11 protein-coding genes are annotated in these 10,397 nt (G+C 59.8%); 4 read left to right on the forward strand and 7 right to left on the reverse strand.

Features of this window, described 5'->3' with window-relative positions:
• Nucleotides 1–5: 5 nt before the first annotated feature.
• The 3 genes from ACURWW_RS16630 to ACURWW_RS16640 are packed head-to-tail and all read left to right on the forward strand — an operon-like array spanning nucleotide 6 to nucleotide 2,644.
• On the forward strand, nucleotides 6–1,160 hold the full coding sequence (locus tag ACURWW_RS16630; RefSeq protein ID WP_445618200.1) for a beta-ketoacyl-ACP synthase III: 1,155 nt from the start codon (nucleotides 6–8) through the stop codon (nucleotides 1,158–1,160).
• Between the two features lie 40 nt (nucleotides 1,161–1,200).
• Complete coding sequence (locus ACURWW_RS16635) at nucleotides 1,201–1,614, forward strand: hypothetical protein (RefSeq protein WP_445618201.1); 414 nt, start codon at nucleotides 1,201–1,203, stop codon at nucleotides 1,612–1,614.
• A complete protein-coding gene (locus ACURWW_RS16640) occupies nucleotides 1,607–2,644 on the forward strand; it encodes a BtrH N-terminal domain-containing protein (RefSeq protein ID WP_445618202.1) in 1,038 nt (345 codons plus the stop codon). The genes ACURWW_RS16635 and ACURWW_RS16640 overlap by 8 nt, the downstream gene beginning before the upstream one ends.
• Nucleotides 2,645–2,703: 59 nt before the next feature.
• Here ACURWW_RS16640 and ACURWW_RS16645 read toward each other — a convergent pair whose 3' ends face one another.
• From ACURWW_RS16645 to ACURWW_RS16670, 6 genes are all read right to left on the reverse strand, one after another.
• Nucleotides 2,704–3,597: a beta-ketoacyl synthase chain length factor gene (locus ACURWW_RS16645; protein WP_445618203.1), complete on the reverse strand. Its 894-nt coding sequence runs from the start codon at nucleotides 3,595–3,597 to the stop codon at nucleotides 2,704–2,706.
• Nucleotides 3,594–4,748 (reverse strand): beta-ketoacyl synthase N-terminal-like domain-containing protein, encoded by a 1,155-nt coding sequence (locus tag ACURWW_RS16650; RefSeq protein ID WP_445618204.1) that lies wholly within the window; start codon nucleotides 4,746–4,748, stop codon nucleotides 3,594–3,596. Before ACURWW_RS16650 ends, ACURWW_RS16645 begins: the two co-directional genes overlap by 4 nt.
• Before the next feature lie 29 nt (nucleotides 4,749–4,777).
• Nucleotides 4,778–5,044, reverse strand: coding sequence for a phosphopantetheine-binding protein (locus tag ACURWW_RS16655; RefSeq protein WP_445618205.1), 267 nt, complete (start codon nucleotides 5,042–5,044; stop codon nucleotides 4,778–4,780).
• A 17-nt stretch (nucleotides 5,045–5,061) separates the two neighbouring features.
• Nucleotides 5,062–6,252 carry an ABC transporter permease gene (locus ACURWW_RS16660; protein WP_445618206.1) on the reverse strand — a complete coding sequence of 397 codons (1,191 nt, stop codon included), beginning with the start codon at nucleotides 6,250–6,252 and terminating at the stop codon, nucleotides 5,062–5,064.
• Between the two features lie 4 nt (nucleotides 6,253–6,256).
• On the reverse strand, nucleotides 6,257–7,213 hold the full coding sequence (locus ACURWW_RS16665; RefSeq protein ID WP_445618207.1) for an ABC transporter ATP-binding protein: 957 nt from the start codon (nucleotides 7,211–7,213) through the stop codon (nucleotides 6,257–6,259).
• A gap of 307 nt (nucleotides 7,214–7,520) precedes the next feature.
• Entirely contained in the window at nucleotides 7,521–8,558 is a 1,038-nt protein-coding gene (locus ACURWW_RS16670) for a hypothetical protein (protein WP_445618208.1), read from the reverse strand.
• A 145-nt stretch (nucleotides 8,559–8,703) separates the two neighbouring features.
• Here ACURWW_RS16670 and ACURWW_RS16675 point away from each other — a divergent pair, with 145 nt between their 5' ends.
• Complete coding sequence (locus tag ACURWW_RS16675) at nucleotides 8,704–8,895, forward strand: hypothetical protein (RefSeq protein ID WP_445618209.1); 192 nt, start codon at nucleotides 8,704–8,706, stop codon at nucleotides 8,893–8,895.
• Between the two features lie 183 nt (nucleotides 8,896–9,078).
• On the opposite strand, the gene ACURWW_RS16680 is transcribed toward ACURWW_RS16675, so the two are convergent.
• Nucleotides 9,079–10,077: a hypothetical protein gene (locus ACURWW_RS16680; protein ID WP_445618210.1), complete on the reverse strand. Its 999-nt coding sequence runs from the start codon at nucleotides 10,075–10,077 to the stop codon at nucleotides 9,079–9,081.
• Nucleotides 10,078–10,397: the final 320 nt, after the last annotated feature.

Below are 10,397 nucleotides of genomic sequence, written 5' to 3' on the forward strand. Positions count from 1 at the left end.
CTGATATGGCATTGCCTCCGGTTTACATCACCAACATCGCCTCCTTTCTACCCAACGAGCCCGTCGACAACGACAACATGGAGCGTATCCTGGGCCAGGTAGGGGGCCGCCCATCCCGCGCGCGCCGTCTGGTGTTGCGCAGCAACGGTATTCAATCACGCTATTACGCGATCGACCCGCAGACGCTGCGACCCAATTACACCAATGCCCAGTTGACTGCGCGAGCGGTGCAAAAACTGGAGCAGGAGGGGTTTGACCTCGGCACCCTGGGCTGCCTCAGTTGCGGAACCTCCATTGCAGACCAGCTGATGCCCAATCACGCGGTCATGGTCCAGGGGGAACTGGAGCTGGCGCCCTGTGAGGTGGTGGCAACCAGCGGCGTGTGCCTGGCGGGAATGACCGCCATGAAGTACGCCTACCTTGCGGTTGCCAGTGGCGAACACCGATCGGCCGTGGCCACGGGCTCGGAGCTTTCTTCGGCAATGATGCGCGGAGAGAATTTCAAAGAGGAATCCGAAGCCCAACTGGCCAAACTGGGCAGCCAGCCGGAACTGGCCTTTGAAAAAGACTTCCTGCGCTGGATGCTGTCTGACGGGGCCGGCGCGGTGTTGCTGCAATCGACGCCTGCCGAGGGGCGCCTGTCCCTGCGCATCGATTGGCTGCACGTCTACTCCTACGCCGGTGAAATCGACACCTGCATGTACGCGGGCGCCGTCAAGAATGCAGATGGCAGCATCACCGGCTGGCAGCAGTTCTCCGACAAGCAGCGCCGCGAGGATTCCGTGATGGCCGTGAAGCAGGACGTGAAGCTCCTGAACGAGAATGTGTTGCATTACACTGTGGAGCGGCCGCTGATCGATCTGATCGAACGCTATCAGTTGCGCGCCGAGCAGTTCGACTACTTCATCCCGCATTATTCCTCCAACTTCTTCGCCGAAGGCGTGTACGCTAGTCTCAAGCGCGTGGGCCTCGACATTCCCCGGGAGCGCTGGTTTACCAACCTCAACCAGAAAGGCAACACGGGCTCGGCCTCCATCTACATCATGCTTGACGAGCTGTATCGATCGGGCCGTCTGCAGGCGGGCGAAACCCTGCTTTGCTACATCCCCGAAAGCGGCCGCTTTTCCTCCGCCATGATGAAGCTGACCGTCGTCGGCTGACCAGCTACCATCTGAATCTCGAGCAAGGGATTAAACGTCAATGAAGAAAGACGAGGTACCACAGGACCGGGATTCCACCTATGCCGGGCAGCACAAGCTGCTCTATGCGGTCGACGAAAAGGGGAATTACACGGGCGTTCACTCCAGTGGCTGGGAGGTGGAAAGCGCCGCAACCCGCGACGCGATTGCCGTCATCGACCTCGATCGCCGGGACGCGTTGCTACGCGCGAGACAGGGGCAATGCTCGCCTCTGGAATACCACATGTACGACCGGCGTATGGATGTTTCTTTGCTTGCCCAGGCAACCGGGTTATTCAAGTGGCGTATCCGCCGGCATTTCCGACCGGACGTGTTTACGAAGCTTTCCCCCGCGATTATCGAGCGCTACTGTGAAGCGCTCGGACTGACCCGGGGCCAACTGAATTCCCTGCCTGAGGAGCGGGACCATGACTGACCAAAGCTCCGCGGGAATCGCGCTGGTGGACCCCGGCATACGGGATTTCCAGCACCTGCAGTCTGCCCACTGCGAAAGCGGCGTCATGGCCTCCATGCTCACCCACTATGGCCTGCCGATGACAGAGCCCATGGCCTTCGGTTTGTCCAACGCGCTCGGTTTCGCCTATATCCCCCTGGTGAAGCTGTCGGGCATGCCTCTGATCGCCTACCGCATGCCGCCACGATGGATCATCAAAGGGCTGCAAAAGCGCATCGGACTGCGCATGAAATTCCAGACCTTCGGCGACCCCCAAAAAGGCATGGACCAGCTTGACGCGCTCCTGGACAGCGGCAAGCTGGTGGGACTGCAGACCAGTGTGTACTGGCTGCCCTACTTCCCGGAAGAAATGCGGTTTCATTTCAATGCTCACAATCTGCTTGTAATCGGTCGCCAGAAAGACCAGTACGCAATCAGCGATCCTCTCTTTGAGCAACCGGTGAGCTGCCCCCGGGCGGACCTCCGCAAGGCGCGCTTTGCCAAGGGCGCTCTCGCGGCCAAAGGCATGATGTACTACCCCGTATCCGTGCCCTCCGATATCAATTATCGCAAGGTCGTGCCCCAGGCCATTCGCGCCAACTACAAGATTATGGCCAAGGCGCCGCTGCCTGTGATCGGGATTCGTGGTATTCGATACCTCGGCAAAAATCTCAAGAGGGTGGCGGCGGATCCGAAGAGGAGCCAACGCTACCTGCCTCTCTACTTGAGCCATATCGTTCGGATGCAGGAGGAAATCGGCACCGGAGGCGCCGGCTTCCGCTTTATTTATGCTGCGTTCCTGAACCAGGCCTCAGCCCATGTGGCAACAGATTTACTGCAGGAAGCCTCGGCACACATGACGGCAGCGGGCGATGAGTGGAGACGGTTTGCTCTGACAGCCAGCAAGATGAGCCGGCAGCGCATTCCGATGGACGTGAATGAACTCGACCGCATTCTCAATGAATGCGCTGATCGGGAGAAAGCCGTATGGGAGTTGCTGCGCAAAGTATAGCGCCTGGACCGGCGCCGTTGGCTGAAGAGCCCCGCCCTGCACGCTCGCGGTAATTCGACTTACGGCGCCGCCAGCCACACAACGCTGAAGCGTCCCGCGGGATCACTGTTCACGTGCAACATCGACCTCGCACCGCGAGCAATAAAGCCCTCAATCGCGGCACCGGTGGCGCTATCGTACCCGGCAAGCTCCTGCCGGTACCTCCAGACCTGATCAATACCCGTCGTTCGCAGGATGCGCTCCTGGTCAACCGGCTGCAGGTGCTGCCCCGGTGCCAGCTCGGCCGCCCGGAAATCGCCCGCGCGCAGCCACTGATGAAGCCCTTCCCAGTTGCTGAAATTCTTTACCGCCCGCACCCAGGCCAGGGCCGGGCGGGGATCGGCAGCGTTGCCCAGCAACAACCAGTGACTGGCTTCCGCAACTGTGGCATCGGGCGGTCGTTGAGTGCGCTGCCGATGATCGGACAGCGGTGTGGAGCAGGAGTCCACGCTGCCGACCAGGGCACTGCGAACCTCACCACGGAGCACATCCAGCCATGCACACTTCAGCGCTGCCGTAATCGGGTCGAAGCGGTTGGTAATGAAGTTGCTGCGGTCGTGCAGACCGAGGGCACGGGCCACATGAAAACAGGCGGCATTGCTCACGGAGTTGACGAACGTCAATGGCCCCGGCAACTCCCTGCGACCCACCATGTCCTCCAGCAGTTCTACGGTGACCTGCGTGTCGCCGCGGCACGATGCGAAGTAGACCGCCGTGTCCGCGGGGAGATCCTGCCCACTGGCGCAGCGGCCGGCGCCGATTAGAGCAAGCTGCACAAAGCGCGTCACCCGGCGCACCGCCACGCCGGTCGCGGCCCGGACCGCTTCTTTCAGCTCGGGCAGGGAATCGTCGTCCACGGGACAGTAGTAAGTGCCCGTGGCTGTGATCTTCAACTGGCTGCCCGACGCGCTCATTGTGCCGGCCCATTACTGACAATCAACGAGGTGCTGTTTCCCCCGAAACCAAAATAGTTCAGCATAAAGTGCCCGGCGCCGATGGGTGTACTGGCTTGATTGAGTGTGAAACCCAGGCCCGAATCCTCAGCGGCCACCCCGGGGGTGCCCGGTAGGAACCCGTCTTCGATCGCGCGGCAAAACAGGATCAACTCCGCCAGACCGCACGCGCCCAGGGTGTGTCCGATATAGGGTTTGAGGGTAGTGCACGGCGGCAGAGTCTGAAAGGTGCCGAGCATCCCGTTCGCTTCGGCAGCATCACCGGATAAGGTCGCGGTGCCGTGGCACTTGATCGCGCGAATTGCCTCGGGCCTCAGGCGCGCATTGTGCAGAGCCTGCTCAATGACCCGCTGGACGGCGGAGCCGTCCTCCCGCGTGGTGGATACGCTGTAAGTGTCACAGTTGTTGGCCCCGCCGCGCAGATGGAAACCCTTTCGCTCGGGCGACCGGCCGATGACCAGCGCAGCGCAACTCTCCCCGAGCACCAGGCCGTCTCGCTCCCGGTCGAAGGGGCGCATTGCTCCGGGACTCAAGAGCTGCAAGGCCTGAAATCCGTAGGTCGTCGTGGTATTCACAAACTCCACGCCAACGACCAGGGCATGCTCTATTTCCCCCAGCTCAATCAGCTTACTGGCATACCAGAGTGCATTCGCGCTGGAGGTACAGGCTGTATTGAAGGTGTAATCTTCACCGCCTAAATCGAGTTTTTGCCGGATTCGCTCAGTCAGATTGCCCATCCCGCAATCCGCAAGTGCAATGGCCGGCCCCCCGGCATCCAGAGCGGCGCGGTAGCGGGCCTCTTCGGCAGCAATATCAAAGGAGGAGGAACCAACGAACAGGGCCATCTGGCGCCGTTGGGCAGAGTTGAGACCGGCGGCGGCAATCGCATCCTCCATGACCTTGATGAGGACATGGTCCAGTCGCAGGACCGGGTCATCTATCGGCAGTCCGGACAGGAGGAAATACGGGATGGCCGGCGCCGTACCGGATTTCAGGGTGCAAGGCACGGAGGCGGCTTGGGGCAGGCCCCGGTGGAGCGCCGCTACCGAGTCGCACAAGGTGCTGCCCAGTGAGGTATGGAGGGCGGAGCCAAGAAAGAATGCGGAGTTCATGAAAAGCCGGTGGATGCAGGTTGAGCCGCTTACCGCAGGCTCGCCGATTCGGACTGAATGTGCTGCGCCAGGCTGTTGACAGAGCCCAGGGCGCGGCGCGCGACGGGGCCGTTCTCAATGCGAATTCCGTAGTTCTTCTGAACCCACATGGAAATCTGCAATGCATCCAGGGAGTCCAGGTCAAGCCGACCACCAATCAACTGTTCATCATCGGCGATCTCGGTGGGCTCCATGTCCTTGTCGCATTCGTCGATTATCATTTTTTTTAGAGTGAGCTTCAGCTCGGCACTATCCATCAATCACACTCATCGCTTCATACCTGCCGTGCGCGGGTCATTACGGCCAGGGCAACACCGGTCAGAGCAAGCCCGAATAGCGTCAGGGCCAGGGCCTTGGGCCAGACCAGGGCAAGCCCGCCATTGCGAAGCAGAACATCCAGAAAGCCTTCCAGCCCCCAGGCCATGGGGGAGAGCTGACCGATTTGCTGCATGGTGGCAGGCATCAGAAATAAAGGCACCATGATACCACCCAGGGCCGCCAGAATTATATTGCCGGCTCCTCCGAGCGTGGTGGCCTGCTCAGTGGTGCGGGCAACCGCGGCAATAAATACAGCATAGCCCAGGGCAGCGATGCTTGCCGCAGCGGCGATGAGCATTAATGCTGACCAGGAGGACCCCAGATGGAGCCGGTCGCCGCCCAGCAGGGGGATCAGATAAACCCCTACCGCCAGCATGCACGCAACCTGAACCTGCATGACGACGAAATAGGGAATCAGTTTGCCGGCCACGAGTTGCCACGGCGGCACCGCAATGGTCCGCAGGCGCCGAAGAGTACCGAATTGACGCTCCCGGATGAGCGTATTGGACAGTGGCACCACCACAAAGAACATGGCAAACACCAGCCACGCGGGAACGCTCTGCTGGACCGCGCTGGGAGCTTGCTGCTGCTCCCCGCTGTAGGCGTAATCCACCGTGAGAGCAACCGCAGCCAATTCATCCAGCGGCTGCCCGCCACCGATAAAGGAGTCCTCCTGGTCGGCCAGCATTCGCTCGACCTTCAAACCGCGCAAAACTTCCTGCATGGCCATTACAAAAATGGCCTCGGTCTGCTTGTTCACGCCCGGGGCGACCAGCAGGTCGACGGCCACGGGATTGCCGCTGTCATCGGAGTCCGGCAGGTCATCCACTGTCAACAGAAATGCTGCATCATCCTGCTCGACCTGCTGCCGGAGCGCGGCGCGATCGGTGGCGGCTGGCAGGGGCACAAACTGAAAGCCGCCGGCCGCGCTGAGGTTCTCAACCAAAGCCGCGGACTCCTCATTATCCGCCCGATCATGGATCAGCACCTGCAACCGGGCACCACCCAGCGCCGCAAAATTCTGTTGCATGGCGAGGGACATGATCACGATGAACACGACCGGCATGGCAAACATGAGCAACAGACCGTGCAGATCACGCACCAGAAGCAAAAACTCTTTGTAAAGGATTGCCGCAAGACTGGCCACGCGTTTACTGGTCCCGAAGTTCATTTTTGGTGAGCGAAAGATAAATGTCCTCCAGGCGATTCAAGCCATATTGAATCTGGCGCGGCTGCAAGCCCATACCGCCAATCTGCTCCAATATTCGGTCAAGACTTCGGTCCTGGTCAAAACGGATTCTCACTCGCTTGCCCTCGGTTTCGCAGTGCCCCAGTTGAGCCAGTAAAGCCGCCTGTTGCTGGTCAGGTGCTTCGCGCAGAGAAACTTCAAGTATGCGCTCCTGCTGGTCCAGCAGACTGGCGAGACTGCTTTGTATCACCACCCGACCGTGATCGACAATGGCCACTGAATCGCAAACGGCCTGGATCTCTTCCATGTAATGGGAGGTGTAGACGATCGTCATACCACGGGCTTTGAGTCCGCGAATAGCCTCAAGAATGAAGTTGCGGGACTGGGCATCGATGCCAACTGTTGGTTCATCCAGATACAGGATTTGGGGATTGTTGAGCAGGCCGATGGCCAGGTTCAGGCGCCGCTTCAAACCACCGGAGTAGGTGTCCGCCGGGCGATCCAGAACATCCTGAAGCCCACAAACAGCGGCAGCCCAGCCAATGCGCTCCTTCCGAAGGGAACCCACGAGCCCGTGGAGCCCCGCAAAGAACACCAGGTTTTCATGGCCCGTAAGGTCGGGATAGAACGCCAGGTCCTGGGGAACAATAGACCCGATGCTTTTGATGGCCCGCAGTTCGGACAGCCCATGGCCACCCACGTGGACCCGGCCGGAAGCACTGGAGAGCATTCCCGTCAGAATGGACAGCAGCGTCGTCTTCCCCGCACCGTTCGGGCCGAGCAGACCGAAGCATTGACCCCGGGGGACCTGCAGGGAAATGTTGTTGAGAGCAGGAGGGAATTGACGTCCGTACCGGAAGCTGAGTCCATCGACGGAAATCGCAAACCGGCCCGTGCCCGCCTGTGCAGATGCTGTCATAGCCCGGAAACTCACCGCTGCGTCGAATAGCCCAGTAAAGGGCGGTATTGTCCTTTACTCGTGGGTTCGCCGCAACAAAACACGCCCGATCCACTACGGCTGTCTGGAAGAAATGGTGGCGAACTGCCAGTGCGGACGGGGGGTGATCGGATCGCGACGCGAGCCAAATTGCTCGACTCATCGGGAAGGGCTTGCGGACATGTGCCCGCAAACCCGGGCTGGTTTCAGTCTCAAAGGGTTGTCGATTCACTGATCGACAGCGGGGGTTCGCGTGGCGGCCTCGAGGGACCGCCACCGACATTGCGCCTTAATTGGCCGCCTGAGCCGCTTGCTCCCGCTCCTCCTGGCGGGCGCCACCGAGAATGTTCGGCAGAGCGTAGTTTCCCTCGTGGCAGGCGTACTCGTAGATGGGGCCATCGGTGGCCTTGAAAATCATCTCGCCGCGCCAGGCCTGAGTGTAGATATCCGGGTCATCCACTTCGAATTCGTAGAACAGTTCGTCCTCCGAAGTACGTGTCAGTCGCTCGGTCACCACTGCATTTTCCGAAATATAAAACGACTGATCGAAGTACAAGCGCAGGCTTTCGCCCTGCTTGAAGTTCCGCGTTTCAATGACCAGGGTGTCCCCATCCCAGTGTCCCACGGAATCTCCCAGCCAGCGGCGCATGGACTGGGGGTTGTGCGAATCATCCATGCGGATGATGCGTGCATCGTGGTTCATTTCCACCAGGATTGCGATCTGATCCGGCGTCTGGACGATCTGATAGTTGTTGTTGTAAAGGACATTCATCATGGGCGGACCACCGGTGGACCCGAAGCCGATGACGCAGCGCTCGGGCATGGGGCGGATTTCCGGGCCGTCGAAGTTGTTGCGTGCCTCGTTCCGTTCCTTTTCAAAGCGTGCGCGCCCCTCTTCCGAGTAAGGCAGCTTGCCGTCTTTCGGATCAACGATCCAGGAGGTCCGGTAGGCGCCGTCGATCATGGCCAGTCCGCTGCCGCTATCAGTCCAGAATGCGTTGTAACCGCCCACACTGCCCTTTTTCGGGGCCGGCGCATTGGGGTCGGTCGGTTGCGAGTCCCGCTCTGCGTAGGCTGCGCGCTGGTCGGCAATGCGCTGCGCCTGTTCCGGGGTAATGGTAAGGGACTTGAACATGGAGGAGCGGGTGAGCGTGGTCAGACTCGCGTTGGTCCACACGCCCTGAAGGTCCGGACTGCCATCCGCGAGCCGAGGTGGTGTATAGCTGTTGGTTGCGCAGCCTCCCAGCACCAGGCTGGCGGTGGCGATGAGCGCGAGATTCTTGCAGGTTCTGAGCATGGTACCCCCATTGTTGTTAAATCTTGTCACCAATACCGTTCCGTGCAGCGTCGGCCAGTTAGCTCCTCACTGACCGCTTGGATCCGACGGCTGATTGCCGAATCCAGCAGAATAAATAAGCTCCGAATCATTGTATAGAGAAAACTGTTTAGAAGGGTTAGGCAGGCACGCCGTCGTGAAAGCAGTAGGTATTTCGGCCTCCGCTTTTGACCCGGTACGTGGCTGCATCGGCATGGAGCAACAGTTCGCGGGCGGACTGGGCATCATCGCCGTCAACCGATACGCCCAGGCCCGCTCCCTCGTGAACACTGTCATCGCCAACGCTTATGGGCTGGTTGACTCGTTAGAGAACCCCGGTCAGGAATGAGCGCAGATCCTCCGGTTCCGGGACACCATTGATCAGCACCACCAACCCCGTTCCCGCACAGTCCTGGACCAGACGACAAGTTTCCCCTAACGTTGCTGCCGGGTTATGTGAGCGGCCCGGAAAGACGGCCAAAAAAAACCCGAGACGGGCTCGGGTTTTTTGGGGTGCTGACGGGAGCTTCGGTTACTGTTCGCGAGCGGCCTCTTCCTGGCGGGCACCACCCAGGATATTGGGAAGCGCGTAGTTGCCCTCGTGGCAGGCATACTCGTAGATGGGCCCGTCAGTCTCTTTGAAGACCATCTCCGCACGCCATGGCTTGGAGTAGATCTCCGGGTCCTCCACAACGAACTCATAGAACAGTTCGTCGTCGGCGACTCGGGTCAAACGCTCAGTAACCATTGCGTCCTCGGAAATGTAGAACGAGGAACTGAAGTAGAGTCGAAGACTCTCGCCGGGATTGAAATTGGTGGTTTCGATTACCAGCGTGTCGCCGTCCCATCGGCCCACAGAATCTCCGAGCCAGGGTCGAACCGGGTCAGACCGGTGATCGGCATTCATGCGGATAACACGCGCGTCGTGGTTCATTTCCACCAGGATCATGATCGTGTCGGGTCCCTGCACGATCTGGTAGTTGTTGTTGTACATCACGTTGAGCATGGGCGGCCCACCGGTGGAGCCAAAGCCGATAATGCAGCGCTCAGCCATTGGTCGCCCTTCGGGGTCGTCCAGGTTATTTCGCTGCTCCTGGAGGAGAGTGTTGAAAATTTCGCGGCCTTTTTCGGTGTACGGAAGCTGGCCATCCTCCGGGTCCACGATCCAGGAGGTGCGGTACTCGCCGTTGACCTTGGCAAGACCTTCACCCATGTCGCCCCAGAAACTGTTATATCCACCCACGCCACTTCCCTTGGGCGGCGGCGGAGCGTTCGGATCGGTGGGCTGGAGGCCGCGCTTGGCGCGATCTGCCGTCATCGCCCGAATTCGTTCTGCGTCCTCTTCACTGACGGTAAGGGACTTGAAATTGCCGGGACGGGTCAGGCCCGTAAGACTTACATTGGTCCAGGTCCCTTGGAGGTCGGGCTGGCCATCCGCCAGACGGGGTGCTTGGTAGCCGGTTGTAGCGCAGCCGCTCGCCAGGGATGCGATCAACGCGATTCCCGCAACGCTTCTAGTCAGATCGAACATAGTGCCTCTTCGTATTACTTTGTCGCCGGCACAGTCCCGGCGCACATTGATGAACGTCAGCCCGGGCATGTTTTTTTTGTGTAGGAGCCGTGGATATGGGCGCGCTGAAGCGTAAAGAATGACACCAGATATGTACAGTCAAGTTTCGTAGGGCGAAGGGAAGGGAAATGGAAGGATTAATGCCCCAAAGGTAATCCTGACCGAGATTTTTTTGCCAGTCGGAACGAGAAAAAGGCCGTACAAAAGCCTGACCAATCTGTCTGGAACAGATTGGAGCGCCGGCTCCGCCGGCGGGCGCAGCCCGGATCACAGGGATGTGA

This window comes from Gilvimarinus sp. F26214L (assembly GCF_054401055.1).